The organism is Ruminococcus sp. 1001136sp1_2201st1_G3_2201SCRN_220225, assembly GCF_040924365.1.
Classification (GTDB): domain Bacteria; phylum Bacillota; class Clostridia; order Lachnospirales; family Lachnospiraceae; genus Blautia_A; species Blautia_A faecis.
In genome coordinates, this window is record NZ_JBCOME010000060.1 from 1 (window position 1) to 24,222 (window position 24,222).

A 24,222-nucleotide genomic window follows, 5' to 3' on the forward strand; every position below is an offset into this window, starting at 1 on the left:
GCCATTCTCATAATATGCTGCATGTACATGCTCCGATGTTTTGTGAAAATTTAAAGCATGTGTCACATCTTTTGTATAAGTACATGGTGGACAATCACCCTTTCTCTTTGGATTTTTGTAACATGTATTTTTCTTGCAGGTTGGAACATTTCCATCACAAAGATATAAAACCCTTTTCTGCTCTTCTCCTAACAAGTACTCCATGTTCGTTTTGAACATTCGAGACATCTTTTTCAACTTTTGGCTTGGAATATCTTTCTTTTCATTAATCCAGTTGTAATATGTTTTGTGAGATACTCCTAATTGCGAAGCAAGCTGCTCCTGCGTCAGCCCTTTTCGAACTCTTTCTGTTTCAATATTAGTTAACATTTTATTTTTCCTCACTTTCTTTTATTGACTTTCCTTTCCTGTTCTCCTATTCTTGAGCTACAGGGCACTGCCATGCCTGAGTATTATGAAAGGAGTTCTTTATATGACAATTCACGAAGTCATTGATCTGTTCAGTCACGAAATGATCAACGAAATCTATCACTCCACTGCTGACGAACTTTCCAAGGATGAACTTGTCAGTGCAGTACATGAAGTTGCATCTACTGTCCTGAAAACTTATGAAGCGCAAACCAAAAGATAAGCAGCATGGCAGTTATTCTTATTGCAGTAAGGGTAACTGCCATTTTGGTTATTGCTTCTTTTTCTTCTCTGACAAGCTTTTGCGTCTGCTTCCAGATTCTGTCATCGTGATATCTTACAAATCCTTCAAGTGCAAATCTCCTGTCTCGGTCACTTTCCATCTTTTCACCTCGCTTCTGTTATCCTGCTTTCTGGGTTTCTACTTCCATTGCATCTCTGGCTCTCAGGAGTTCTGAGTTATTCTCCATCAACTTAAGACTTACAATGTCCATCTGTTTCAGGTTCTGTACGATTGCTGTGATACGCTCTTTCTTTTCTTTGGTCATATTTTTCGCCTACCTTTCTGTCAAACTTGACTTTCTTTTTATTCTCTCCTATCCTTTAGGTACAGGGCACTGGCATGCCTGAGTATTATGAAAGGAGCAAGCTACCATGGATAAAAAACAAGCGCTTAAATCTATAGAACACTTTACTGAAGCTTCTCTTTCTGCCGTCTATGATGGCAACGCACCTGCTACCAAGTCTGATCTTCAAAAACTCAGATCCGACATTGCGCAACTAGCTAAAGAACTCTTGGATGCTTTTTCCAAGTAGTGTCTTTCCCCTGTTCTTTGGAGCAGGGGTAATTTCTATCATGCCAAGTGCTTCCAGACTTTTATAGCTATCTACAATTTGCATCTGAGCTACTCTCATATTTCCCAAGATCTTATCCATTTCAAATCCATCTACCTCAAATTTCTTTTCAATACTCCCATCTGCTGAATATTTGAATTTAATTTCTGTCAGAGTACTAAGCTGTCCTGCAAGATCTATTATTTTATTTTTCTTTTCTTCAATGTTCTCTAATGTTTTCTCTATTTCTCTGACATCTTTGATTTCTCCTGCATTAATTCTAAATCCAAATAATTTCATTTCTTTCTCACCTCGCTTTCTTTTTCGTTTGAATACAGTATAGTTGCTTCTTTATCCAGCTTTCTTTCCATCATCTTTTATACTCATAACCGCTTCCAACATCATCCCGAACACAGTTCGCTGACTTCCTTCATCCAAATAAGGAGCCATTTTAATAATGTTGTCTAAAGGATTATCTGTCATGTTGATTTCTGGGATTGTTTTAACTTTCATTCTCTCGCCTCTCTTTCTCATGTTGGTTATAAATGTAGCATTGACTTTTTTTCTCTTTTTTCTTATTCTTAGATTATTAGGTACTGGCATGCCTAAATCTTACCTAAGGAGGTTTTTATGAAATTCATTACTAAATCTGCATCTTCCTTCTACTCTTCCTTTTCGTTTAAATATCAAAAGCCTGCAATCTGTCCGCATTGTGGTTTTGGAACTGACGCTATTGTGAAAGAAAAAGATTATTATTCTTTCAATGATGGCCGTTTGCTCATATCTGTTTGCGAATGCACTGCCTGTCATAAATTTTTCTTTTTCGCCTGCGAAAACCCTGGAACAAATACAGATGATGCTCCAATGGTCTGTATGTATCCTTCTACTCAAATTGAGCCATACAAAAACGAAAATTTAGCCGCTATATCAGAACGTTTTATTGACATGTACAACCAGGCATTGCAAGCTGAATACAATCAAAATTTCGAATTAGCTGCTATAGGTTTCCGTTCCTCGCTTGAAATTTTGATAAAAGATTATGCAATACAAGAACTTGGAGAACCCGCTGAAACCGTTGCTAAACAATCCCTTTGTAACGCTATTGCTACATACCTTCAGCAAGCAGATCTTGTTAATACTGCCGATGTTGTCCGTATCCTTGGCAATGATTACACTCATTACAAAAGAAAATACCCAGAGCATGATTTTGTGCTTCTAAAAAAATATATGGAGATCTTCTTATCTCAAATAGAAGTCAAATACATGATCAAACATCCGCCGGTTGCTCGTTCTTAGTTGTATGCGAATCTCTTTCAGCTAGCAATTGACCTTCCAGGCTCCAATACTGTACAACCTGTCTGGATAGATCATCCAGTGTTCCTTTCCCTCTATTACTTTTTGTTTCAATTACTTGTATAACTCTTGCACTGTCAGTGCCATTTGGTCTGACAGTGTTTTTTTTACCTTCCATGTCTTCTCACCTCGCTCTCTTGTTGGTATATTTCAATTATATGTTGGTTAATCTCTTTTGTCAACAACATTTTTGTAATTAACCAACATTTTCTTCTTGATTTACTTTTTCCAATATGCTATTATGAATTCATCAGAAAGGAGGATCGGATATGAATGAGCGAATTAAAGCTCTACGAAAAAGGCTCGGCTTAACTCAACAAGCCTTTGCTGATAGGTTAAAAATAGCCAGAGGAAACATCGGTGCATATGAAGTAGGGAAAAACGCACCAAGCGATGCTGTAATTTCTTTAATATGTAAAGAATTCAATGTAAATGAAATTTGGCTTCGAACTGGTGAAGGCGGAGACGATAATATGTTCACGAAAGTGAATGAAGAAGATCGCTTCTCTATTAATCTTGGAAAACTTAGTAGGACCGAGAACCAGATGGCGAGAAATATGTTAAATGCTATCGCAGAAGCTGATCCGGAAAAGCTAAAACATATTGAAGAATTTATGAAAGCTTGCCTGGGCATAGAATAAGAAAAGAGCCAACCTCAATGGTCGGCCCCTATCATGGTAATTATTATTAAGTAGATCCGCCTCAGAACGGATTCTTCTTTAATCAAGTTTACCAACTCAATTATTTTGCCCTTGTACTCTTCTTTATCATTCTTCATCATATGTATGCCCCCCCCGTTCTCGTTTATTCGAACGTTTGTTTGCTTTTAATATACACCATTTATATTTGAAGTGCAATATATTTCACAAACATTTGTTCGTTTAACATTATCTTTTATACTCATTATACGATAAACAGAGGGCAATATTTAGCACCGAAACGCAATTGTCCAGTATGCTGGACACTTTTTACTATTTGTACGGCGAGTCGTATAGATCAGAGATTCTTACTTTCAAAACTCTGGCTATCTTTTCCAGATTATCCAGCGTAGGTGAGTATTTCTCAATCATAATATTATTGAGAGTAGATTTCGTGATTCCTGTCATCTGCGACAGCTGCCGTACAGATACATTTTTCTCATACATAATTTGAGTTAATAATATCTTCATAAGATTATTATTTACACAAAAATTATGTTTGATACTATTACTATCTTGGTAATATACGGAAGGGGGATTTTATGAAAAAGAAATTAATACTATCTTGCATTGTCGGTTTTCTTCTATGCTTATTGTCAGTAATTCCAATTTATGCTTCAGAATGTTCGCATGTCTGGGAAACAGTTTATAGAATTGAGCCTGATTGTCTTTCCAAAGGATCAGAAATGAAAATTTGCCAAAAATGTCGCAAAATTGAAACCATTAGTCTCCCAGTTTCTGATCATCCTTGGGGAGAATGGCAAATTACAACTGCTCCAAACTGTACATATACTGGAATTAAGACCCGCACTTGTACTTTTTGTTACAAAACTCAACAAGAAGATGTTCCAACCAACGGAATTCATTCCTGGTCTGATTGGAAAACTGCTACTAATATATGTACAGAAGAAAAAAAAGCCTATAGATCCTGTTCATATTGTCATACTCAAGAAACTACCATCATCCCAGCTTCTAATCATGTATGGGGAGAATGGTACATTGATAAAAAGCCGACTATATTTAAAACTGGTGTGCGTATGCGTTATTGCATAAATTGTCTCACTGAAGATAAGATAATTATTCCAAAGCAAAAAATGACCACTGCGCAAAAACAGGTGAAAAAGAGTGTAGATCGTTTTTTCAAATATGCGAAGCAATATAATACAAGTAAACTAACAAAATGTTTTACCAAACCTTCGAGTGTTAAATTATTCATTGAAAATAGCTACATGCCTCAATATTATAAGAAATATAACAAACGTATTTCTTACGAACTAAAATCAATAAAAGTCAGCGGAAAGAATGCCACTGTGAAGCTTAGTTACAAATATCCAAACAGATATAACGTATTCAAAGCAGCATTTGAAAACTCAGTTTATTACCAGTTGAAAAATCCGAACATTTCTGAATCTCAACTTTTAAAGTATATGTACGAACGCATTTGTGTACATAGTAAAGCAGGAATAGATTACAGCCACGGAAATCTTACCTTAAAATTAAAGAAGTCTGGATCAGCTTGGAAAATAACTTCTTTCAACAGCAAAATAGACAATTTACTACACAGTAACTATACAAAAGCATATAACGATTATTTTTAATAGCAATTTATAGCTACAACATTATTGGAGGTGTTTATTTGGAAATCCAGTATTCTAAGCAAGCGCTCAAATTTCTAAAGAAACAAGATGTCCCTACACGAAAGAGAATCATAAATGCTATCAATCTTCTTCCTGCTGGTGATGTCAAAGCATTACAGGGCAGAAATGATTACCGGCTTCGTGTTGGAGATTATCGTATTATTTTTGATATAAATGGAAATATTTTATTAATTGAAGCTATCGGAAACCGTGGACAGATTTATAAAGGAGTGTGATTACTATGACAGCAACAAAGGAACGTATCATCGGTGCTGTATCCCTTATGAACGATAAAGAAGCCGAATTCTTCTGGAAGATGATCCAGAGCCGCTACATCATTGCTCCCAAGACCTGGGATGATATTGAGGAAGTAGAACCAGATGAAATTGATCTAATGCTATTGGACGAAATCCGCAAGAATCCTGAGTGTCACGAATTTGTTTCTCAGGAAGAACTGATGAAGGAACTTGAAATGAACTAATTTGTAAGAAAAAATTGCAGATACTTTACTTTTATAGTAATATACTTGTGAGAGAACCATATTGATTATGGTTGAAAGGCACTCATACAAGTATATTGCATGGGTGTCTTTTACTTTATATAAAAAATCGCCCCGGTGTTACCAGCACCAGAGCGATCTGTTGAATAATTTGCAGTGTAAAGAAAACTGCTATAATCATTCCATAGCAAGATTATTATAGCACTTTTCTTTACACCTGCAAAGGTGTATTTTTTATACTCTTTTTTAGAAGAAAGGTGATGTTATGAAACTTCCAAATGGATTCGGTTCTGTGTATAAGCTATCTGGCAGACGCCGGCGGCCATGGGTAGCAGCCAAAACCTTCGGATGGGAATTTGATGAGAAAGGACAAAAGGTTAAGCAGAAGCAACAGGCGATCGGATATTATGCTACCAGACAGGAAGCAATGACTGCTCTTGTACAATACAATGAAAATCCGTATGATCTGAATTTTAATAAGACAACTTTTTCGGAAGTGTACGAAAAATGGTCTGAAGAATATTTCCCCACACTCAGCAATGCTTCCAGCATACGTACGATCACTGCGGCTTACAAGTACTGCACTCCTCTTTATGATATGCGAATAAAAGATGTCCGAGTCGAACATCTTGAAGGAACCATTCATAGTGCAAACGTAGGATCCAGCACTAAGGGACGAATGAAGAGTCTGTTTAACCTTATGTATAAATGGGCTATGAAGCATGAGCTTGTGGATAAAAACTATGCAGCCTTATGTGATGGGGTCAAAAGAGAACGTCCTACTATCGTCCGCATTCCTTTTTCTGAACAGGAAATTGCAGCCCTTATGGAACATCCAGAAATACCATTCGCAGATATGATCCTGATCGGAATTTATTCCGGATGGCGTCCCCAAGAACTGGCAGTTCTGAAAGTTGCAGATGTGGATCTGGATAATATGACATACACCGGTGGACTGAAAACAGATGCCGGCCGTAACCGCCTGGTTCCAATTCATCCACTGGTTGCTGATCTGGTGCGTAAGAATTATGAGCAAGCAGTCGGTATGGGAAGTAATTATCTTTTCAATGATCCGGACGGTCAGCAGGGCACTTACCTTACATATGACAAATATCGTGGACGTTTCAAGAAGGTTATGGCACGACTGGGAATGGATCACAAGCCCCACGACACCAGACACACTTTTATTACGAAAGCAAAAGAAGCAAATATGAATGAATATATTCTGAAAATGATCGTTGGACATGAAATTGCAGATATCACAGAAAAGATATATACTCACCGTACTGTGGAAGATCTGAAAAGAGAAATGGAAAAGATAACAAAATGATTAGCGGCAGGCATTGTCCTGCTGCTTTTTTCGTGGTAGGTTTGTTAGTTACTTGTCAGTTACGCCTGTCAGTTACCTGTTAGTTATTTGTTAGTTACCGCCATTTTTTCATATATTTTCATACTGTTTTGCAAGAAATCCAGACAGTAACAAAAATGCCGTAAACCCTTGAGTTTACGGCACTTTCAACGCTTTTACAATTTATATAATCAGAACTTGCCAGCCTTAGCAGCTTCCTCTACAGAAACAGCTACAGCAACAGTAGCACCAACCATCGGGTTGTTACCCATTCCGATAAGACCCATCATCTCAACGTGAGCCGGTACGGAAGAGGATCCAGCGAACTGTGCATCAGAGTGCATACGTCCCATAGTATCTGTCATACCGTAGGAAGCAGGACCTGCTGCCATGTTGTCTGGGTGAAGAGTACGTCCTGTACCACCGCCGGAAGCAACGGAGAAGTATTTTTTACCCTGCTCGATACATTCTTTCTTGTATGTACCTGCAACCGGATGCTGGAAACGAGTCGGGTTAGTGGAGTTACCAGTGATGGAAACACCAACGTTCTCGTGATGCATGATAGCAACACCTTCCTGAACATCATCTGCACCGTAGCATTTTACAGTAGCACGAAGTCCGTTTGAATATGGCTTCTCATAGATTACGTTTAATTTAGCTTCTTTGTAATCGTATTTTGTCTCAACAAATGTGAATCCGTTGATACGGGAAATGATCTGGGCAGCATCTTTTCCAAGTCCGTTCAGGATAACACGTAATGGTTTCTGACGTACTTTGTTTGCTTTCTCAGCGATACCGATAGCACCCTCAGCAGCTGCGAAAGACTCATGTCCTGCTAAGAAGCAGAAGCACTCTGTCTCTTCCTCAAGGAGCATTTTACCAAGATTTCCATGTCCAAGACCTACTTTTCTGTGGTCAGCAACAGATCCAGGAATACAGAAAGCCTGAAGTCCTTCTCCGATAGCTGCAGCAGCGTCAGCAGCTCTCTTGCAGCCTTTCTTGATCGCGATTGCAGCACCTACTGTGTAAGCCCATGCAGCATTCTCAAAGCAGATCGGCTGAATTTTCTTAACCTGGTCATATACATCAAGACCAGCGTCTTTTGTGATTTTCTCAGCTTCTTCGATAGAGCTGATTCCATAGCTATTTAATACAGAATTGATCTGAGCAATTCTTCTCTCATATCCTTCAAATAATGCCATTTCTGTTCGTCTCCTTTCGCTTGTGGCTTACTCTTTTCTTGGGTCAATAATCTTAACAGCATCAGCTACACGGCCATACTGACCTTTTGCCTTCTCCCATGCAGTGTTAGGATCATCACCTTTTTTGATAAAGTCAGTCATTTTTCCAAGAGAAACGAACTGATATCCGATTACTTCGTTGTCTTCGTCAAGAGCAATACCTGTTACATAGCCCTCTGCCATTTCCAGGTAACGAACTCCTTTTTCCTTGGTAGCGTACATTGTACCAACCTGGGAACGAAGGCCTTTACCAAGGTCCTCAAGACCTGCACCAACAGCAAGACCGTCATCAGAGAAAGCACTCTGAGTACGTCCGTAAACGATCTGAAGGAACAGTTCTCTCATTGCTGTATTGATTGCATCACAGACAAGGTCTGTATTTAATGCTTCAAGAATTGTCTTACCCTGAAGAACCTCTGCTGCCATAGCTGCAGAATGTGTCATACCGGAGCATCCGATTGTCTCAATAAGGGCTTCCTCGATTACACCATTCTTAACATTTAAGGACAGTTTACAGGCACCCTGCTGAGGAGCACACCAGCCTACACCATGTGTAAAACCAGAGATATCTTCAATTTTCTTTGCATGGACCCACTGGCCTTCTTCCGGGATCGGAGCTGGCTCATGTTTTGCACCCTTAGCTACTGGGCACATGTTTTCAACTTCAGTAGTGTAAATCATTTTAAGACTCCTTTCAGTGTTGATTACTTAATCGTTGTTAAAGACCTAACAACCTAGTGTTATTTTCTCACAAAATTCTTCATTCGTCTAGTCATATTTTGCAAAATTTACGAAAAAATTGTCGGTACCATTTATTGGACTTGTCTTGTAGGAATTTTATTTTCATGATAAACTACATAAGAACATTCCGATCACAGCTGCCGCCCGGAACTTTCATAGCCAAAAGTATCCAGCAATACTCTATATTCAGAACAGGAGGACTTACATAGATATGTCATTGCAAACTTCAACTTCTTTTATGCCCGAAAAACTGAGAATCCTAAGCGGAAGTGCCCTGAAGATGCTGGCTATGGCGATTATGCTGATCGACCATACCGCTTCTTTCCTTCTGCGTCACTACCCGCCAGCCATTGCGCCCTGGTTTCAAATAGGCAGCACCACTTATTCCCTATACCGGGTAATGCGTGACGTGGGGCGTGCAGCTTTCCCTATTTTCTGTTTCCTGCTTGTGGAAGGATTTCTTCACACCCATAACCGCTTTAAATATGGAAGAAATCTTCTGATTTTCGCCTGTATTTCAGAAATTCCATGGAATTTTGCACAAAATGGCACTCTGCTGTATCCAGATAAGCAGAACGTTTTTTTCACCTTATTTCTGGGATATCTTGCATTCTGCCTGGTCGAACACTTTGAAAAAAATGCTTCCATGCAGCTTGTCTGCATGTTGTTGCTTCTTGCAGTCTCCTATTTTCTCAAAGCAGATTACGGATATAAAGGCTTTGTATTTCTCCTGATCATGTACTGGCTGCATCAGCACAAACCTGCACAGGCAGTTATTGGAAGCTGCTGGCTGATCTATGAATGGAAGGCTTGCTTTGCTTTTATCCCTTTGAATATGTACAATGAAAAACGAGGATTTATTCAGGGGAAATGGGTAAAATATCTCTTCTATGCTTTTTATCCGGTACATATTGCTATACTGACCGTAATCCGCAAGATGTGGTTTGGAATTTAGAACAGCTATGATATAAAAATTATTTATGGACATGTCCAGAAAAAACGGCTTGACAGAATTCATTTTCTGCCAAGCCATTTTATTATACTAGAGCCTGTTTGAAAAATCATTCCCGCAATCTGCACGCCCCACTTTGCGGGAGATTTCACCCGAATTCGGTTGCCGTAGCCCGCTACGGCGCCCTCATCCGGGCGAAATCTCCCACAAATTGTGACGCGCATCTTGCAGAAAGCCTTTTTCAAACACGCTCTAGTTTAATTCTTTGTTACAATCTCGTCTTTATTCTTATAAATGCTGTTTGCCGGAACGCATCCACGTACTGGAGAAAGCGGATAAATGTTAGTGTTTCTTCCAATCACAGTTCCCGGATTCAGAACCGAACCACAGCCAACTTCTACATGATCTGCCAGCATGGCACCAAACTTCTTAAGTCCTGTCTCAATCTTCTCCTCGCCGTCTTTTACAACAACCAGTTTCTTGTCTGACTTTACATTGGAGCAGATGGAACCTGCACCCATATGGGATTTGTAACCCAGTACAGCGTCTCCTACATAATTGTAATGGGGAACCTGCACATTGTTAAAAAGGACTACATTCTTAAGCTCTGTGGAGTTTCCCACTACACAGCCCTCTCCTACAAGAGCTTTGCCGCGGATAAATGCACAGTGGCGCACTTCTGTATTCTTGCCGATGATGGCTGGTCCGTTAATGCAGGCGGTAGGTGCAACCTTGGCAGATTTCGCAATCCAGATATCCCCCTCCAGATAGTCATATTCATCTGGATCCAATGTTTTTCCCAATTTCACAATGAAATCACCAATCTCCGGAAGAACTTCCCACGGATAGGTTTTCCCCTGGAAAAGCTCTCCTGCGATGGTCTGGGTCATATCCAGCATGTTTGCGATGGTAAAATCTTTTAACATAATACATCCTCCTCATATAAATCTAATTTAATGAATGATTTCCTTTATTCCCCAATCTGTATCAGAGCGTGTTCTGCCTTTTTTTCATAGCAGTTTCCCGCTCCGGCTTCTTATAAAACTGCGCAGCTGCATCAAAAAACTGCCTCAGCGCATACTGAAAATGACTGTCCTCCACCTGTTTGGTACGAATCCTTACAAAGTGCTCCAGCTTATCCATATATTCCTGCTCTGTAATAGATCCCTCTGCTACATAGGTAAGTCCCTTCTCCCAGCTGGCAGTCAGTTCCGGGTTCAGAAGCTGACGGATAGAACAGTTTACCACATCATAAATCATTTCCCCCTGAAGGGTAGGTGTGATCACCTGGGTTTTCTTATTCAGAGACAGATATCTGATATTAAACAGCTTCTTCAAAATCTCTGCTCTGGTGGCGCTGGTACCAATTCCGCTTCCCTTGATCTGTGAACGAAGATCCTCATCCTCGATCAGCTGGCCTGCATTCTCCATTGCCAGGATCATAGAACCGGAATTGTATCGTTTCGGTGGAGATGTCTCTCCTTCCTTGATACCAAGACCATTTATGTTTAGTATATCACCCTTTTTCAGTTTCTGCAATGCAGCTAACAAAGCTTCGTCGCAGGAAACCTCACCTTCTCCTTCACTTTCGGGAGTTTTTCCGGAAGCTTCTGCCATACTCTTTTTTGCAAAAGAATTTGCAGCAATCTTCAGATACCCTTCACTAAGCAAAACTTTAAAAGAAGAAAAGAAAGATTCATTCTCCATTTTCGTCACAAGGCTTACCTTCTGATAAACAGCCGGTGGATAAAAAATGCTTAAAAATCGTCTCACAATCGTCTCATACACCCGCTGTGCTGTCAGAGAAAGTCCCTTTAGTGCGCCAAGTCCCTGGCCAGTAGGAATAATAGCATAATGGTCTGTAATCTGTTTGTCATTGGTGTAACGTGTCTTCGCGATATTTTTGTATGCGCCAAGCTCTAACGCACCTTGCGCAGCTTCCCCGGCCTGAGGATAATTCCGAAGCCCGGAAATATTCTTATAAATCTCCTTTGCCACAGCTGTCGATAAAACTCTGGCATCTGTTCTGGGATATGTGACCAGTTTCTTTTCATAAAGATCCTGCACAATGGAAAGAGTCTCATCCGGACTGATCTTGAACAGTTTGGAACAGACATTCTGAAGCTCTGCCAGATTAAACAGAAGAGGCGGATTCTTATTTTCCTTCTTTCGCTCAATCTTCTCCACCGTACATATAAGAGGCTGCTGTGTACTTAATTCACAGATCAGCTTCTGGGCATCTTCTTTTTTCTTAAAACCATTTTCTTTATATAAAACAGGGGACTGGAAATAGCGGCTGCCTTCTACAGCTCTCCACTCTCCTTCAAAGCTTTCTCCTTCAAGAGCAATGCTGCTCACAACTCTGTAAAAAGGTGTTTTCACAAATGCGCGGATTTCCCGCTCGCGGCGAACTACCATCCCAAGGACACAGGTCATAACCCGTCCAACGGAAATTGCCTGGTATTTGCCTCCAAGATAATTGGTTACGCTGTTTCCATAACGCAAAGTCAGTACACGTGAGAAATTAATTCCCATCAGATAATCTTCTTTTGCCCGAAGATAGGCGGCTGCGGCAAGGTTATCATATTCTGAGATATCCTTTGCCTCACGGATTCCCCGAAGAATCTCTTCTTCAGTCTGGGAGTCGATCCACACACGCTTCTGCGTCTTGTCTTTCACTCCCGCCATCTGTGCTACCAGGCGGTAAATATATTCACCTTCACGCCCGGAGTCGGTACACACATAAATGGTATCAATATCAGGTCTGTTTAAAAGCCCTTTCACGATCTGGAACTGTTTTTCCACGCCAGGTATCACTTCGTATTTAAAATCATGCGGCAAAAAAGGCAGGGTATCTAAACTCCACCTTTTGTATTTCATATCATATTTCTCAGGATAGCTCATGGTGACCAGATGTCCCACACACCAGGTCACCACGCAGGTATCAGACTCGATATAGCCATCCCGTCTTTGTCCGCCAGATTTTAAAGCTTTCGCAAATTCCTGAGCCACGCTGGGCTTCTCTGCTATGTATAAAGCTTTTGACATATTATTTATCTGCGCTCATCTTTCTTAATGGCCATGCCAGTAAAAGAGCACCTCCCACCATATTTCCAATGGTTACGATCAGCATACTCTTCAGCATGAGACCAACGGAAAGGCCATCTACCAGACCAAGGCTTACTACAAAAATTCCCATGTTTGCAATGCAGTGCTCAAATCCGCTGAAAACGAATGCAGAGATACACATTACGATCATAAGGAATTTACCGGTTTCACTTTTCAGCTTAATTCCGCAGAGTACACCAAGACATACGAAGAAGTTACACAAAATTGCACGCATGAACATCTGTCCCATAGGGATCGTCAGCTTGTTGTTAATAAAGCCTGCGAAATAATCTGCTGAGCCGGATGCACCTGCTCCTACAAAAAGAAGCGCCATAATTGCACATCCAACGAAATTGCCAAGGTAGCTTACCAGCCATACCTTGCCTGCATCCCCCCAGGATACACTCTTGTCGAAGGCGCCGAATGCCATTACCATGTTATTACCGGTAAACAGCTCGCCGCCAACCAGGCTGATCAGAAGAACAGCAATGGAGAACACTACAGCTCCAAGAAACTTGCCCCAGGCAGGATCTGATCCCGAAAATACACTTCCTATGACGTTGCTGTAAATAACTGCCACATCAATAAAGAAACCAGCCATTACAGCCCGAAGAAAGTACTTCAGGAAATTGCCGTTCAGCAGCCCGATTTTGTTTTTGGCTGCGTTTGAAAGTTTTTGCACATCTTCATAGTTCATAAAAAACACCTCCGTATTGTTTTTCACAATTATAACACTTTGATGTATTTTTCACAATAGAAGTTGATAATTTTTTATCAATTAGGAACTATTTCACAAAAACAAGATGTTTCTTTTGTAAATTAATTACCCGTCCAATCACAGCACAGGGAAGCGACAGAGAAGACAGTCGACTAATTGCCTTGCCCGCATCCTGAGAATCTATACTCAGGAGAAGCCCCCCGGAAGTCTGCGGGTCAAATACTATATCCTCACGGGCAGCAAGCTCTGCTTCATTTATGATGGTTTCACTTCTGCCTGTTTCATTTTCCACAGCTCCACACCTGGTCTTTTCCAGCCAGAAATTCTCACTGCCTTCCTCACTGTGATTCTTCCATGAAAACTCGCACTCTTCCCCTGCAAATTCCCGATTGCGGTATGCACCTGCAGGAATAAATCCCATAGAAGCATAGTCAAGTGCTCCTTTCATAATTGGCAGGGAACCAAGAGAAATACAAAGGGTCTTCCCACTTCCCTTCGCCATTTCCAGGGCATGTCCGGCAAGACCAAAACCTGTTACATCCGTGCAGGCATGAACCTGCAGATCTACCACTTTATCTCTGGCATACCTATTCAAAGTCGCCATCACAGAAGCTGCATAGGCAGTCTCTTCCTCAGACGCCATCTCTCCTTTCACTGCGGTAGAAAGAATTCCGGTTCCAAGAGGCTTGGTAAGAATCAGAACATCTCCGGTCTCTGCTCCAATATTTTTCCACATTGAGGCAGGATTTACAAATCCGGTAACGCACAAGCCATATTTCGGCTCATCGTCCTGAATCGTGTGTCCTCCCGCAAGAGAAGCACCAGCCTCCATTACCTTGTCTGCACCTCCCCGCAGAATCTCGCCCAGAATCTCCGGATCAAGACAATTAGGAAAGGCTGCAATATTCAATGCCAGCTTAGGCTCTCCACCCATAGCATACACATCACTTAACGCATTTGCCGCTGCGATCTGTCCGAAAGTATAAGGATCGTCCACGATCGGTGTAAAAAAATCCACGGTCTGGATCATGGCCAGATCATCAGATATACGATATACAGCAGCATCGTCGGAAGATTCCGTTCCGACCAGTAAATTCGAATCATAAAACTTCGGCAGCTTACCCAGAACCTGGGCAAGGGTCCCCGGACCTACTTTCGCCGCTCAGCCAGATGTATGAGAATACTGGGTAAGGCGAATTCGCTCTCTGTCACTCATGGACTCACCTCCTGTCAGTTCTAGAGCGTGTTTGAAAAAGGCTTTCTGCAAGATGTGCGTCACAATTTGTGGGAGATTTTGCCCGGATGAGGGCGCCGTAGCGGGCTACGGCAATCGAATTCGGGTGAAATCTCCCGCAAAGTGGGGCGTGCATATTGCGGGAATGATTTTTCAAACAGGCTCTAACGTGCTATCTATTTTAACATGAATCTCCCCTATCGTAAACGGTCAGTTTTTTATTTTAGTTGTTTATCTGTTACTATTCTTGAAAAAGGTGCAAGATGTACGTCACAATTTGCGGTAGATTTCACTCGAATTCGTCTGCCGTAGCCCGTTACGGCAGACGAATTCGAGTGAAATCTACCACAAAGTGGGGCGTGCTGATTGCCGACTATCCCCAAAAAGGGAGAATGCCACCACATCCGGCAGCATTCTCCCTGCATTTATTCACTCTTCAATTTATTTCGCCTGGATATATCCCTGCGCCTTCAATGTCTCTGCGCAAAGAACAGCACCACCTGCAGCACCTCTTACAGTGTTGTGGGAAAGTCCAATGAACTTCCAATCGTAAACAGTATCCTCGCGAAGTCTTCCGATTGATACGCCCATTCCGTTCTCGAAGTTCACATCCTCTGTAACCTGTGGACGATTATCCTCCTCAAGATACTGAATGAACTGCTTCGGTGCGCTTGGAAGATTCAGTTCCTGAGGAACTCCCTTGAACTCTACAAGTGCTTTTACAAGCTGCTCTTTCGTAGGTTTCTTTCTGAATTTTACAAATGCAGCTGCAGTGTGGCCATTCAGGATCGGCACACGAACGCACTGACATGTGATAACAGGCTCTTTCGCCGGAACAATCACGCCGTCCTCAACTTTACCCCAGATACGAAGTGGCTCTTTCTCGCTCTTTTCTTCCTCGCCACCAATATATGGAATGATGTTATGCTCCATTTCCGGCCAGTCCTTAAATGTTTTTCCAGCTCCGGAAATTGCCTGATATGTAGTAGCAACTACTTCATATGGCTCAAATTCTTTCCATGCAGTAAGTGCAGGTGCATAGCTCTGAATAGAACAGTTTGGCTTAACAGCGATGAAACCTCTCTTTGTTCCCAGACGCTCTTTCTGATGTTTGATAACTTCGAAATGCTCTGGATTGATTTCCGGAATTACCATCGGCACATCAGGTGTCCATCTGTGAGCGCTGTTGTTGGAAACAACTGGTGTCTCAGTCTTGGCATATGCTTCCTCGATGGCTTTAATCTCGTCCTTGGACATATCTACAGCAGAGAATACAAAGTCAACAGTTGACGCAACCTTCTCTACCTCATTTACATTCATAACAACAAGCTTTTTCACTGCTTCCGGCATTGGAGTATCCATTTTCCATCTGCCTCCTACAGCGTCCTCGTAAGTCTTTCCAGCACTTCTCGGGCTTGCTGCAACAGTTACAACTTCAAACCATGGATGATTCTCTAACAGGGAAATAAATCTCTGACCCACCATTCCGGTAGCACCTAAAATACCAACTCTAAGCTTTTCACTCATAATATTCTCTCCTCATTCTTTCCTCTGCGTACATGTGTATTTCTATGACATACTATACCATGTTCTGAGAAAATGCAAGTACTTTCTTAAATTTTATCATATTAAAGCAATAAATTTATCTGATTTACCAAAAAAATCCTGTAAAACAAGATTCTTTCGTTACTTTCCACCGAACTGCCCAGAGCATGTTTGAAAAAGGCTTTCTGCAGGATGTGTCCTTTTTTCAGTTCGCTTCCAGATACTTTTTATTTCCTGCAATTACCTGCTCCATCACATCCGGACCGGGAGCTCCAAGAGTCATACGTTTCTCCACACAGGTCTTCATGCTGATAGCCTCATAAATATCCTGTTCAAACACAGGACTGATTTCTTTATACTCTTCAAGGGACAGTTCATCCAGGGAAATTCCCTTTTCAATACATTTTAGAACCAACTGCCCAACGATTCCATGCGCATCACGGAAAGGCACGCCATGATTTACCAGGTAATCTGCCGCATCAGTAGCATTGGTAAAGCCATTCTTTGCGCTTGCTTCCATGTTCGCCTTGTTAAACTGCATGGTGGATATCATGCCGGTAAAAAGAGCCAGACAACCTTTCACAGTATCAATAGCATCAAATGTAAGTTCCTTATCCTCCTGCATATCCTTATTGTATGCCAGCGGAATTCCCTTCATGGTAGTAAGAATTGATGTCAGTGCTCCATAAACACGTCCTGTTTTTCCTCTTACCAGCTCAGCAATATCCGGGTTCTTCTTCTGAGGCATAATACTGCTTCCGGTACTGTATGCATCATCGATTTCCACAAAACGGTACTCATTGGAATTCCAGAGAATAATCTCCTCGGAAAAACGGCTGAGATGCATCATAACCGTAGAAAGTGCGGACAACAGTTCAATCACATAATCTCTGTCAGATACAGAGTCCATGCTGTTTCTGGTTGGCTCATCAAAGTCCAGAAGCTGTGCGGTGTATTCTCTGTCCAGCGGATAGGTAGTTCCTGCAAGAGCTCCCGCGCCAAGAGGACAGGTGTTCATTCTCTTGCGGATATCAAACAGACGTCCTCTGTCACGGCGGAACATTTCAAAATATGCTCCCACATGATGCGCCAGCGTAACTGGCTGGGCTTTCTGGAGATGGGTAAAGCCGGGCATATACGTATGCACATTCTCTTCCATGATCTTCTGAAGAGCCTCAAGCAGTGATTTTACTTCCTGGTCAATCTCATCGATCTCATCACGCACATAAAGCTTCATGTCCAGTGCAACCTGGTCATTACGGCTTCTTCCCGTGTGAAGCTTCTTACCCGGATCACCAATACGGTCGATCAGGTTTGCCTCTACAAAACTGTGGATATCCTCATATTCTGATGTGATTGCAAGTCTGCCTGCTTTCACATCTGCCAGGATTCCCTCCAGTCCTTCTAATATCTGATCTCTCTCTTTCTCTGTCAGAATCCCCTGTTTTGCAAGCATCTTTACATGTGCCTTGCTGCCACGGATGTCCTGTTCATAAAATTTCTGGTCAAATGAAATGGATGCATTAAAATTATAAACCAGTTTATCGGTTTCCTTAGTGAAGCGTCCGCCCCAAAGCTGTGCCATAATATTTTCCCTCATTTCCTGCAAAGTTCCACGAATTTTTCAATATTTTTATTCCAAAAGCAAGATGCTTAAGAATTTTACAGAAATACACTTTGAAGTATTATAGGAACCTTACAAATTCTTTCTAACTTTACTACAATCAAGTGCTAGTTTATCACACTTTCTGCTAATTGCAAAGAGTCTTTCATTATGATTTTCGCTATACATTACTGCATCAAACCGTTTTGCAATGCACAAAATTCATGCAAGTGCATGACTCTGCACTATTGTTTGCAAAATATCAGATGGTTTCACTGACAGTCCATGCAGCTCTGTTGTTTCTGCTTTTCCCGCTCCATGCTCTCCCGCTTAGAAAACACACACCCGCAATAATTCTGCCGATACAGCCCATATTCATGGGAAAGTTCTATAGACCGCTTATATCCGTTCTTTTTCTTGAAATCAGACGGAAGATGCTCCACTTTATAGATTTGTGCAAGTTCCTGGCCTATCTCATTGATCTTTCCCGCATTTTTTAAAGGACTGATGGAAAGTGTGGTGGTAAAATAATCATATCCGCCCTCCTGAGCCAGCTTTGCTGCTGCCTCCATTCGAAGCCGATAACATTTGAAACACCGTTCTCCTCCCTCCGGTACATCCTCCAGCCCTTTTGCCATGGCATAAAAATCCTCTGGTCTATACGCGCCTTCCACCAGATCGACTGGATGAAGAAACTCCATCTCGCTGATCAGCCTGCGGATTTCTGCCACCCGCTTCTCATATTCCTCCTTGGGAGAAATATTGGGATTATAAAAAAATACTGTAACAGAAAAAAACCTGGAAAGATATTCCAGGACATAACTGCTGCAGGGCGCACAGCATGCATGAAGAAAAAGTCTGGGAACCTTTCCTTCTTTCTCATGCTGTTCGATTAATTTTTCAAGCTCTTTTTGGTAATTTACATTTGCCAATTCTCTCACCCATTCTTACAATCGTTTCATATCCATTTTCAGAATTCTCTATCAAATCAGAATCCAGCCTTACCTTTCCATGCTGAAGAAGCAGGACAATGGTAGAACCTCCGAATTCAAAATAACCTTTTTCTTCACCCTTTTTCACTTCACAGGCACCAGGTTTCAGATTGGTAATTTTCCCCACCATCATAGCTCCGACTTCCATCATAGCAATGGTTCCAAACTGCTCTGTTTTTAACAGGCAATACTCTCTGGTATTCTCATGATAAATCTGGCATACGTCATTAGCAGCAGGATTTACCGTATGAAAAACACCGGGGATCTTTACATCCGGAGATTTCTCTCCATCTGCCACATAGCAGTAATGGTGATAATCATCGACTGTCAGCCTGAGGATCACTGCATAACCGCCAAGATACCGCTTTGCCAGCTTTTTATTCTTCAGCAGGCGTTCCAGAGTATACAGAGTATCTTTTATATAAAATCTGGAATCACTGCCAATACGGCTCACGGTAACCTTTCCGTCACAAGGACTGACCAGTACGCTGTCATCCGCTGCTACAGGCCGCTGCCCCTCTTTAAGCCTGCGGGTAAAAAAGTCGTTATAGGAAGCAAACTCCTGTCTGGTGCAGCTGGAAAGATCAATGTGATTGCGCTCCACAAATCCAGGAATCATCCTCGCAGAAAGCCTGGTATTCAAAAACCAGCCGCCCAGTCTGGTAACAAAAGGCTGTATTATGATCTTCAGGCAAAGACGTCCGCCCCAGTCATTATACAGATGGCGCAAAAATTTATCCTGTCTGTTCTCCTCTATTGTGATGTTGCCTTTTCTGTCTATATATTTCATAATACCTCCCCTGCATTTGCTATAAAAGTTCCCGATGGCATCCACAAATGAGCCATGCCTGCATAAGCGAATTCATGGATATCGTCTGGCGACAGCCCGGATTACGAATGCAGCCGGCAGCTGCAGGAGCGCAACAGGCGCCAGACAGCTGACTTTCATATATGGTGAATATCCGTTTTATAACAGATGAAACATCATGGAAAGCGCCAGTGCCACAAGGGCAACCAGAAGGATCACCATTGGATTCTGAGGTTTTTTCACCTTAAAATCACTGATAAACAGCACTCCGACTACTACCACTGCCACATGGATCACCAGAAGGAAATTTTTCCCGCATCCTCTTCTCAGCAGATAAAGGAACGGAAGGATGATCGCCATCGAAGTGATTGGCAGACCTTGGTAATAGTGACGAAGCTCGGAGGTCTCGTTCTGTCTCTTCTCTTCCATTACGTTAAAGTAACCCAGACGGATTACAGAAGCTACACAATACAGGCAGAGAATGATCACACCCGGAATATGGTTCATTCCCAGACAATAACAGATCATTGCCGGAAACACACCAAAACATACCACATCACACAGGGAATCGATCTGAATTCCAAATTTCTTCTCATCCTCTGTACGGTTCTTCTTTGTACGGGCGATTTTCCCGTCAAACATATCACAAAGTCCGGACAGTGCCAGACACAAAATTGCAACTTTGAAGTCTCCCTCCAGTGCTCTTGTCATTCCAAATACGGAAACAGCGAGACTGATGTATGTAAGCACCACCGTATAATCATAAAATCCAAGCATATCCTGTTTCTCCTTTTTCAAACGTTCTTCCTTCATTGCAGTTAATTACATCCTTTGTATCTCTTCGTTTTTCCTTCCAATGGTAAGATGTGCCACACAGGTCATAAGTGCACTGATCAGCATCTGTCCGTAATAGGAAATCCCACGGCTGAGCAGCATAGATGGCAGCAAAAGCGGTCCAAATACGGGCACAAACATCACCATATATAATGTCTCGCTGATTCCCATGCCTCCCGGAAGAGGAAGCATATCCACAGATACGGAAATCACCGCCTGTAAAATAGTAACGGTCAGGATTCCATACTCATGGAGTCCCAGGGCGCGGTACACCCAGTAAGTGACCGTGAACAGAATACACCTCTGCACAAATGTAATGATAAATACATTCAGTATGATCCGCTTATGGCTGGCCCAGAAGGCTGCCGTTGCGTGATACTGGTCCATGGAAGCCTCCAGCCTCTCAAGCCTTGCCTTTTTGGGCTTCAGAATCCGGACATGCTCAATGATCTTCAGACCCTTTACCATGATCCATTTCGCAAGACCGGGAGCAAATACCAGTATCATCATAAAGGTAACACAGAACACATTCAGACCCACGCCTAGATAAAACACCCACATATAGTCCCCAAGATAGCCTCTCAGGAAATCACCGCCCAGAAAACAGATCAGAACACCGATCACTACCAGAACTGCCTTGTAGGTGATGGTAACGATCATCAGGACCAGAGTAGTTACCGGAATAGGCAGTTTATCTTTTTTCATGTAAAAGATCTGCATGGGCTGTCCGCCTGATGCAGACGGAGTAATACAGCTGAAAAAAAATCCTACAAAGGAGTACAATGCACAATGAGTCATTTTCACACTGGCTCCAAGTGTTTTCATCATATAAAAAATGATAACCGATTCGCCAAGAATAAAAAATACCACGCACACAAGACTCAGAAGCAGATATCTCCCATCAGCATCCCTGGCAGTACTGATAATATCTCCGATGTCCTTGCCGCGAAAAACCAGGTACATGGTAAGACCGAAAACGATCACCAGAAATAACAGGTTGAAAACCGTTTGCTTTTTACTCATAATATTATTTTCTTTCTAAAAAAAATTGTCGGTACAGGAACCGCGAACTCCTCTTCGCTACACTCTGCACATAGATAAATCACTTCATTATAACACACCCCACCCCAAAAGCATATCATAAATTATACGAAAATGGAGGTTTGATTATGAATCCGCTTCTGGAAGTAAAGGATGTGTGCCTTTCTTACCATAGCTTATCCGGGGAAACGGCTGCCCTTTCTCATATATCTTTTCATCTTATGCCAGAAGAGTTCCTGGCTGTCGTGGGTCCTTCTGGTTGTGGAAAGTCCACTTTGCTGAATCTGATCTGCGGGCTTTTACATGCGGAAAGCGGAACCATTCTTATGAATGGAAAGCCACTGAACAAGGACAGCGCCCGTATTGGCTATATGCTTCAAAAAGACCACCTTCTGGAATGGCGCAGCATCTACCGCAATGTTCTCCTTGGACTGGAAATAAAAGGTGAACTCACAAAAGACAATCTTTCCTATGTAGATGAACTGTTAAAGCTTTATGAGCTGGACAAATTCCGTAACAGTCGTCCAAGCCAGCTCTCCGGCGGCATGCGGCAGCGGGCGGCACTGATCCGCACTCTTGTATTAAAACCGGATCTTCTGCTTCTCGACGAACCATTCTCCGCACTTGATTACCAGACACGGCTGAACGTAAGTGATGACATTGGAAAAATCCTGAAAATACAACGAAAGCCGGCTATTCTTGTCACTCACGATATTTCCGAAGCCATCAGCATGGCTGACCGGGTACTGATTCTTTCAAAGCGTCCTGCCACTGTAATAAAGATCGTTCCCATTGATCTGGATATGAAAGACCGCACGCCCCTTTCTTCGAGAAATGCCCCTGCTTTCAAATCCTACTTTAATCTGATCTGGAAGGAGTTGAATCAGAATGCATGAACCTTCCCCCACTCAAAAAGCATATCTTGCCCGCCAGAAAAGGGACCGTCGCCTTGTTGTAAGCGCAAGGCTTCTGGTCTTTCTTATTTTTCTGGCACAATGGGAAATCCTGGCAAGGGCTGGCTGGATTGACTCTTTTATCTTCAGCAGCCCTTCCATGATCTTCAAAACCTTTGTAGAGATGGCCAAAAACCACTCGCTGTTCATCCACATTGGAGCCACCCTGAAGGAAACTCTTCTTAGTTTCCTCTTCGTAGTAGTCCTGGGTCTTGGCATTTCCATTCTGCTGTGGGTATACCCCAGACTTGCAAAAGTACTGGAGCCTTATCTGGTAGTGCTGAACAGCCTTCCAAAGTCTGCCCTGGCACCCCTTCTCATTGTATGGCTGGGTACCCGTCAGCGGACCATCATTGTTGCAGGTATGTCTGTGGCAATCTTTGGATCAATTCTGAACCTGTATACAGGCTTCGGGGAGATCAGCCAGGAAAAGCTGAAGCTGATCCGCACACTTGGCGGCGGTAAAAAGGAAGAGCTTTTAAAAATTGTTTTACCCTCCTCTGTGCCCCTTATTCTTGCAAATATGAAAGTGAATATTGGTCTTTGCCTGGTAGGGGTGATCATAGGCGAATTCATCGGTGCAAGACAGGGGCTTGGCTACCTGATCATATATGGAAGTCAGACATTCCAGTGAGTACGCATTCTGACAGTTTCCCCAAAATGCTGTCCTCTTCTCTTTCCAATTTTCTATAACGAAGTGCAATTCCGTATTTCTTCAAAAAAGAAATTTAATTTTATTTTTCAGAGCCACTCTTTCCGACAGTCAAAGGCTATCCTCTCCGCTCCTCTTTCCAGATGGATCACACCGCATTCCCTGAAACCAAATTTCTTCAAAGCGCCCTGCATGGGCTTGTTATCCTCATGGGTATCAATGCGCACATATCCGCTTCTCTCCAATCCATAAGAAAAAGCAGCCCTGGTCACACCCTTTGTTACTCCATTGGAAGCGACTCTGTGAATCACGCCGTAGGGCTCCCTGTCGCTGTGCCATTCACCATTTTCGATCACACGGTAAGTAGGATCCTCTCCTGTAAAAAATACAAATGTTCCCACAATTCCCCCATTTTCCACGCATACATAGGAAATTCCTGTTTTTATATCATTTTCTACCGTTGAAACTTCCGGGTAGCGGTCCTCCCACTGGTTTGGATTACCGTTGTTTTTCATAAATTCCCGGGCAATTTTATATAAGTTCAGTATCTGTGGCAGATCCTGAAGTGTAGATTTTCTGATATTCATAATCCTGTTCCTTTCTACCTGTTCGGACAAAATATACCGCACAGCAAGGCGTGCAGATTGCGGGAATGATTTTTCAAACAGGCGCTAAATAGTGTCTGTAACTGCAGATATGACGGGCAGTTACGATTTTTTCAGTATAGCATATCAAAGGTCTCTGCCGCAATAATGCATTTTCCCTGTTTCTTTACCACTTTCAGATGATCCGGATAAATCAGGATTTTCTCCACCATTTTTAACTCACATAATACGTGGGCCTTTAGAATCACATGATGTTCTTTTAAAAACTGCTCTGTCTCCCGAAGCCTTTTTTCCACTTCTTCCTGTTCCTCTACCGGAAAATCCCTGTTCTTCTGCCTGCACGTTCTGCTGCCGGTGTTGTTCTTTAATTTATTTTGCAGTTCCCTTTCCTTGATCTGGTAAAGAGATTCTTCCACCA

General features: G+C 42.2%; 35 protein-coding genes and 1 pseudogene. 14 read left to right on the forward strand and 22 right to left on the reverse strand.

The features are described from left to right. Positions 1-369, reverse strand: a 369-nt coding sequence (locus AB5642_RS16385; RefSeq protein ID WP_368371763.1) for a helix-turn-helix transcriptional regulator, incomplete at its 3' end; no start/stop codon positions are given. Between the two features lie 103 nt (positions 370-472). Here AB5642_RS16385 and AB5642_RS16390 point away from each other — a divergent pair. Continuing rightward, entirely contained in the window at positions 473-631 is a 159-nt protein-coding gene (locus AB5642_RS16390) for a hypothetical protein (RefSeq protein ID WP_173718576.1), read from the forward strand. Between the two features lie 178 nt (positions 632-809). Here the strand turns inward: AB5642_RS16390 and AB5642_RS16395 are convergent, their stop codons facing one another. Continuing rightward, positions 810-956, reverse strand: coding sequence for a hypothetical protein (locus tag AB5642_RS16395; RefSeq protein ID WP_173718577.1), 147 nt, complete (start codon positions 954-956; stop codon positions 810-812). Positions 957-1,062: 106 nt separating this feature from the next. On the opposite strand from AB5642_RS16395, the gene AB5642_RS16400 reads away from it, so the two are divergent. Next, a complete protein-coding gene (locus AB5642_RS16400; RefSeq protein WP_173718578.1) occupies positions 1,063-1,224 on the forward strand; it encodes a hypothetical protein in 162 nt (53 codons plus the stop codon). On the opposite strand, the gene AB5642_RS16405 is transcribed toward AB5642_RS16400, so the two are convergent. Both AB5642_RS16405 and AB5642_RS16410 read right to left on the reverse strand, forming a co-directional pair. Further along, entirely contained in the window at positions 1,189-1,542 is a 354-nt protein-coding gene (locus AB5642_RS16405; RefSeq protein WP_173718579.1) for a hypothetical protein, read from the reverse strand. The two genes, AB5642_RS16400 and AB5642_RS16405, sit on opposite strands and share 36 nt — an antisense overlap. 51 nt (positions 1,543-1,593) lie before the next feature. Continuing rightward, complete coding sequence (locus AB5642_RS16410) at positions 1,594-1,755, reverse strand: hypothetical protein (protein ID WP_173718580.1); 162 nt, start codon at positions 1,753-1,755, stop codon at positions 1,594-1,596. A 117-nt stretch (positions 1,756-1,872) separates the two neighbouring features. Between AB5642_RS16410 and AB5642_RS16415 the strand changes: the two genes are divergently transcribed. Both AB5642_RS16415 and AB5642_RS16420 read left to right on the forward strand, forming a co-directional pair. Beyond that, on the forward strand, positions 1,873-2,538 hold the full coding sequence (locus tag AB5642_RS16415) for a DUF4145 domain-containing protein (protein ID WP_173718581.1): 666 nt from the start codon (positions 1,873-1,875) through the stop codon (positions 2,536-2,538). A gap of 326 nt (positions 2,539-2,864) precedes the next feature. Then, positions 2,865-3,236: a helix-turn-helix domain-containing protein gene (locus AB5642_RS16420; RefSeq protein WP_173718582.1), complete on the forward strand. Its 372-nt coding sequence runs from the start codon at positions 2,865-2,867 to the stop codon at positions 3,234-3,236. Positions 3,237-3,250: 14 nt separating this feature from the next. On the opposite strand, the gene AB5642_RS16425 is transcribed toward AB5642_RS16420, so the two are convergent. After that, positions 3,251-3,376 (reverse strand): hypothetical protein, encoded by a 126-nt coding sequence (locus AB5642_RS16425; RefSeq protein WP_255610567.1) that lies wholly within the window; start codon positions 3,374-3,376, stop codon positions 3,251-3,253. A gap of 190 nt (positions 3,377-3,566) precedes the next feature. Next, entirely contained in the window at positions 3,567-3,764 is a 198-nt protein-coding gene (locus tag AB5642_RS16430) for a helix-turn-helix transcriptional regulator (protein WP_173718583.1), read from the reverse strand. Between the two features lie 71 nt (positions 3,765-3,835). On the opposite strand from AB5642_RS16430, the gene AB5642_RS16435 reads away from it, so the two are divergent. The 4 genes from AB5642_RS16435 (at position 3,836) to AB5642_RS16450 (ending at position 6,759) form a co-directional block, all read left to right on the forward strand. Continuing rightward, complete coding sequence (locus AB5642_RS16435) at positions 3,836-4,891, forward strand: hypothetical protein (protein ID WP_173718584.1); 1,056 nt, start codon at positions 3,836-3,838, stop codon at positions 4,889-4,891. A gap of 38 nt (positions 4,892-4,929) precedes the next feature. Next, positions 4,930-5,166 carry a type II toxin-antitoxin system RelE/ParE family toxin gene (locus AB5642_RS16440; RefSeq protein WP_202017091.1) on the forward strand — a complete coding sequence of 79 codons (237 nt, stop codon included), beginning with the start codon at positions 4,930-4,932 and terminating at the stop codon, positions 5,164-5,166. A 5-nt stretch (positions 5,167-5,171) separates the two neighbouring features. Then, entirely contained in the window at positions 5,172-5,411 is a 240-nt protein-coding gene (locus AB5642_RS16445) for a hypothetical protein (protein ID WP_173718585.1), read from the forward strand. A 283-nt stretch (positions 5,412-5,694) separates the two neighbouring features. Continuing rightward, positions 5,695-6,759, forward strand: a complete 1,065-nt coding sequence (locus AB5642_RS16450; RefSeq protein WP_173718586.1) for a tyrosine-type recombinase/integrase — start codon at positions 5,695-5,697, stop codon at positions 6,757-6,759. Positions 6,760-6,968: 209 nt separating this feature from the next. Here the strand turns inward: AB5642_RS16450 and AB5642_RS16455 are convergent, their stop codons facing one another. Further along, positions 6,969-7,979 (reverse strand): GGGtGRT protein, encoded by a 1,011-nt coding sequence (locus AB5642_RS16455; protein ID WP_118581437.1) that lies wholly within the window; start codon positions 7,977-7,979, stop codon positions 6,969-6,971. Positions 7,980-8,006: 27 nt separating this feature from the next. Further along, positions 8,007-8,699, reverse strand: coding sequence for an iron-sulfur cluster assembly scaffold protein (locus AB5642_RS16460; RefSeq protein WP_118581434.1), 693 nt, complete (start codon positions 8,697-8,699; stop codon positions 8,007-8,009). A 271-nt stretch (positions 8,700-8,970) separates the two neighbouring features. Between AB5642_RS16460 and AB5642_RS16465 the strand changes: the two genes are divergently transcribed. Beyond that, the gene (locus AB5642_RS16465; protein ID WP_118581431.1) at positions 8,971-9,714 is read left to right on the forward strand and encodes a TraX family protein; all 744 of its coding nucleotides are present in this window, start codon (positions 8,971-8,973) and stop codon (positions 9,712-9,714) included. 59 nt (positions 9,715-9,773) lie between these two features. On the opposite strand, the gene AB5642_RS16470 is transcribed toward AB5642_RS16465, so the two are convergent. After that, positions 9,774-9,935, reverse strand: a complete 162-nt coding sequence (locus AB5642_RS16470) for a DUF6783 domain-containing protein (RefSeq protein WP_306467790.1) — start codon at positions 9,933-9,935, stop codon at positions 9,774-9,776. Here AB5642_RS16470 and AB5642_RS16475 point away from each other — a divergent pair. Beyond that, positions 9,873-10,199: pseudogene (locus AB5642_RS16475) on the forward strand (DUF6783 domain-containing protein); the annotation flags it as partial. The gene AB5642_RS16470 and the pseudogene AB5642_RS16475 overlap by 63 nt on opposite strands. A gap of 499 nt (positions 10,200-10,698) precedes the next feature. Here AB5642_RS16475 and AB5642_RS16480 read toward each other — a convergent pair. The 4 genes from AB5642_RS16480 to AB5642_RS16495 form a co-directional block, all read right to left on the reverse strand. Then, positions 10,699-12,759: a DNA topoisomerase gene (locus tag AB5642_RS16480; protein WP_173716232.1), complete on the reverse strand. Its 2,061-nt coding sequence runs from the start codon at positions 12,757-12,759 to the stop codon at positions 10,699-10,701. 1 nt (position 12,760) lies between these two features. Then, complete coding sequence (locus tag AB5642_RS16485) at positions 12,761-13,516, reverse strand: formate/nitrite transporter family protein (protein WP_118581426.1); 756 nt, start codon at positions 13,514-13,516, stop codon at positions 12,761-12,763. An 88-nt stretch (positions 13,517-13,604) separates the two neighbouring features. After that, positions 13,605-14,753, reverse strand: coding sequence for a selenide, water dikinase SelD (gene selD / locus AB5642_RS16490; protein WP_173718587.1), 1,149 nt, complete (start codon positions 14,751-14,753; stop codon positions 13,605-13,607). A 4-nt stretch (positions 14,754-14,757) separates the two neighbouring features. Next, entirely contained in the window at positions 14,758-14,868 is a 111-nt protein-coding gene (locus tag AB5642_RS16495; protein ID WP_308768479.1) for a DUF6783 domain-containing protein, read from the reverse strand. Here AB5642_RS16495 and AB5642_RS16500 point away from each other — a divergent pair. Together AB5642_RS16500 and AB5642_RS16505 are read left to right on the forward strand one after the other, a co-directional pair. After that, complete coding sequence (locus AB5642_RS16500; RefSeq protein WP_308768480.1) at positions 14,818-14,961, forward strand: DUF6783 domain-containing protein; 144 nt, start codon at positions 14,818-14,820, stop codon at positions 14,959-14,961. The genes AB5642_RS16495 and AB5642_RS16500 overlap by 51 nt on opposite strands. A gap of 73 nt (positions 14,962-15,034) precedes the next feature. Continuing rightward, a complete protein-coding gene (locus AB5642_RS16505; protein ID WP_334285864.1) occupies positions 15,035-15,310 on the forward strand; it encodes a DUF6783 domain-containing protein in 276 nt (91 codons plus the stop codon). On the opposite strand, the gene asd is transcribed toward AB5642_RS16505, so the two are convergent. The 6 genes from asd to AB5642_RS16535 all read right to left on the reverse strand — a co-directional run bounded on the left by asd (position 15,213) and on the right by AB5642_RS16535 (position 21,576). Beyond that, on the reverse strand, positions 15,213-16,298 hold the full coding sequence (gene asd / locus AB5642_RS16510) for an aspartate-semialdehyde dehydrogenase (protein WP_118581417.1): 1,086 nt from the start codon (positions 16,296-16,298) through the stop codon (positions 15,213-15,215). The two genes, AB5642_RS16505 and asd, sit on opposite strands and share 98 nt — an antisense overlap. 223 nt (positions 16,299-16,521) lie before the next feature. Next, positions 16,522-17,901 (reverse strand): argininosuccinate lyase, encoded by a 1,380-nt coding sequence (gene argH / locus AB5642_RS16515; protein WP_118581414.1) that lies wholly within the window; start codon positions 17,899-17,901, stop codon positions 16,522-16,524. A gap of 290 nt (positions 17,902-18,191) precedes the next feature. After that, positions 18,192-18,851 (reverse strand): epoxyqueuosine reductase QueH, encoded by a 660-nt coding sequence (locus AB5642_RS16520; protein WP_173716235.1) that lies wholly within the window; start codon positions 18,849-18,851, stop codon positions 18,192-18,194. After that, on the reverse strand, positions 18,820-19,701 hold the full coding sequence (locus AB5642_RS16525) for a phosphatidylserine decarboxylase (protein ID WP_118581411.1): 882 nt from the start codon (positions 19,699-19,701) through the stop codon (positions 18,820-18,822). The genes AB5642_RS16520 and AB5642_RS16525 overlap by 32 nt, the downstream gene beginning before the upstream one ends. Before the next feature lie 177 nt (positions 19,702-19,878). Beyond that, the gene (locus tag AB5642_RS16530; RefSeq protein ID WP_330386377.1) at positions 19,879-20,517 is read right to left on the reverse strand and encodes a CDP-alcohol phosphatidyltransferase family protein; all 639 of its coding nucleotides are present in this window, start codon (positions 20,515-20,517) and stop codon (positions 19,879-19,881) included. 24 nt (positions 20,518-20,541) lie between these two features. Then, positions 20,542-21,576, reverse strand: coding sequence for a lysylphosphatidylglycerol synthase transmembrane domain-containing protein (locus AB5642_RS16535; RefSeq protein WP_179962534.1), 1,035 nt, complete (start codon positions 21,574-21,576; stop codon positions 20,542-20,544). A gap of 146 nt (positions 21,577-21,722) precedes the next feature. On the opposite strand from AB5642_RS16535, the gene AB5642_RS16540 reads away from it, so the two are divergent. Together AB5642_RS16540 and AB5642_RS16545 are read left to right on the forward strand one after the other, a co-directional pair. Continuing rightward, positions 21,723-22,490, forward strand: coding sequence for an ABC transporter ATP-binding protein (locus AB5642_RS16540; protein ID WP_173718588.1), 768 nt, complete (start codon positions 21,723-21,725; stop codon positions 22,488-22,490). Next, positions 22,483-23,181, forward strand: coding sequence for an ABC transporter permease (locus AB5642_RS16545; protein WP_173718589.1), 699 nt, complete (start codon positions 22,483-22,485; stop codon positions 23,179-23,181). Before AB5642_RS16540 ends, AB5642_RS16545 begins: the two co-directional genes overlap by 8 nt. Positions 23,182-23,288: 107 nt before the next feature. Here AB5642_RS16545 and AB5642_RS16550 read toward each other — a convergent pair whose 3' ends face one another. The 3 genes from AB5642_RS16550 to AB5642_RS16560 all read right to left on the reverse strand — a co-directional run. After that, positions 23,289-23,786, reverse strand: coding sequence for a GNAT family N-acetyltransferase (locus AB5642_RS16550; RefSeq protein ID WP_173716238.1), 498 nt, complete (start codon positions 23,784-23,786; stop codon positions 23,289-23,291). A 14-nt stretch (positions 23,787-23,800) separates the two neighbouring features. Continuing rightward, positions 23,801-23,863 carry a DUF6783 domain-containing protein gene (locus AB5642_RS16555; protein WP_368072623.1) on the reverse strand — a complete coding sequence of 21 codons (63 nt, stop codon included), beginning with the start codon at positions 23,861-23,863 and terminating at the stop codon, positions 23,801-23,803. Positions 23,864-23,917: 54 nt separating this feature from the next. Continuing rightward, a partial coding sequence (locus AB5642_RS16560) for a hypothetical protein (RefSeq protein WP_368371764.1) occupies positions 23,918-24,222 on the reverse strand: 305 nt, incomplete at its 5' end.

Coding starts and splice junctions, on each gene's coding strand:
- AB5642_RS16405 (WP_173718579.1), bottom strand. CDS start 1,542: ATGAAATTATTTGGATTTAGAATTAATGCAGGAGAAATCAAAGATGTC.
- AB5642_RS16425 (WP_255610567.1), bottom strand. CDS start 3,376: ATGATGAAGAATGATAAAGAAGAGTACAAGGGCAAAATAATTGAGTTG.
- AB5642_RS16400 (WP_173718578.1), top strand. CDS start 1,063: ATGGATAAAAAACAAGCGCTTAAATCTATAGAACACTTTACTGAAGCT.
- AB5642_RS16450 (WP_173718586.1), top strand. CDS start 5,695: ATGAAACTTCCAAATGGATTCGGTTCTGTGTATAAGCTATCTGGCAGA.
- AB5642_RS16430 (WP_173718583.1), bottom strand. CDS start 3,764: ATGAAGATATTATTAACTCAAATTATGTATGAGAAAAATGTATCTGTA.
- AB5642_RS16410 (WP_173718580.1), bottom strand. CDS start 1,755: ATGAAAGTTAAAACAATCCCAGAAATCAACATGACAGATAATCCTTTA.
- AB5642_RS16390 (WP_173718576.1), top strand. CDS start 473: ATGACAATTCACGAAGTCATTGATCTGTTCAGTCACGAAATGATCAAC.
- AB5642_RS16540 (WP_173718588.1), top strand. CDS start 21,723: ATGAATCCGCTTCTGGAAGTAAAGGATGTGTGCCTTTCTTACCATAGC.
- AB5642_RS16395 (WP_173718577.1), bottom strand. CDS start 956: ATGACCAAAGAAAAGAAAGAGCGTATCACAGCAATCGTACAGAACCTG.
- AB5642_RS16435 (WP_173718584.1), top strand. CDS start 3,836: ATGAAAAAGAAATTAATACTATCTTGCATTGTCGGTTTTCTTCTATGC.
- AB5642_RS16420 (WP_173718582.1), top strand. CDS start 2,865: ATGAATGAGCGAATTAAAGCTCTACGAAAAAGGCTCGGCTTAACTCAA.
- AB5642_RS16535 (WP_179962534.1), bottom strand. CDS start 21,576: ATGAGTAAAAAGCAAACGGTTTTCAACCTGTTATTTCTGGTGATCGTT.
- argH (WP_118581414.1), bottom strand. CDS start 17,901: ATGGCACAGCTTTGGGGCGGACGCTTCACTAAGGAAACCGATAAACTG.
- AB5642_RS16480 (WP_173716232.1), bottom strand. CDS start 12,759: ATGTCAAAAGCTTTATACATAGCAGAGAAGCCCAGCGTGGCTCAGGAA.
- AB5642_RS16505 (WP_334285864.1), top strand. CDS start 15,035: ATGTACGTCACAATTTGCGGTAGATTTCACTCGAATTCGTCTGCCGTA.
- AB5642_RS16470 (WP_306467790.1), bottom strand. CDS start 9,935: ATGCGCGTCACAATTTGTGGGAGATTTCGCCCGGATGAGGGCGCCGTA.
- asd (WP_118581417.1), bottom strand. CDS start 16,298: ATGAGTGAAAAGCTTAGAGTTGGTATTTTAGGTGCTACCGGAATGGTG.
- AB5642_RS16545 (WP_173718589.1), top strand. CDS start 22,483: ATGCATGAACCTTCCCCCACTCAAAAAGCATATCTTGCCCGCCAGAAA.
- AB5642_RS16485 (WP_118581426.1), bottom strand. CDS start 13,516: ATGAACTATGAAGATGTGCAAAAACTTTCAAACGCAGCCAAAAACAAA.
- AB5642_RS16525 (WP_118581411.1), bottom strand. CDS start 19,701: ATGAAATATATAGACAGAAAAGGCAACATCACAATAGAGGAGAACAGA.
- AB5642_RS16460 (WP_118581434.1), bottom strand. CDS start 8,699: ATGATTTACACTACTGAAGTTGAAAACATGTGCCCAGTAGCTAAGGGT.
- AB5642_RS16415 (WP_173718581.1), top strand. CDS start 1,873: ATGAAATTCATTACTAAATCTGCATCTTCCTTCTACTCTTCCTTTTCG.
- AB5642_RS16465 (WP_118581431.1), top strand. CDS start 8,971: ATGTCATTGCAAACTTCAACTTCTTTTATGCCCGAAAAACTGAGAATC.
- AB5642_RS16455 (WP_118581437.1), bottom strand. CDS start 7,979: ATGGCATTATTTGAAGGATATGAGAGAAGAATTGCTCAGATCAATTCT.
- AB5642_RS16550 (WP_173716238.1), bottom strand. CDS start 23,786: ATGAATATCAGAAAATCTACACTTCAGGATCTGCCACAGATACTGAAC.
- AB5642_RS16445 (WP_173718585.1), top strand. CDS start 5,172: ATGACAGCAACAAAGGAACGTATCATCGGTGCTGTATCCCTTATGAAC.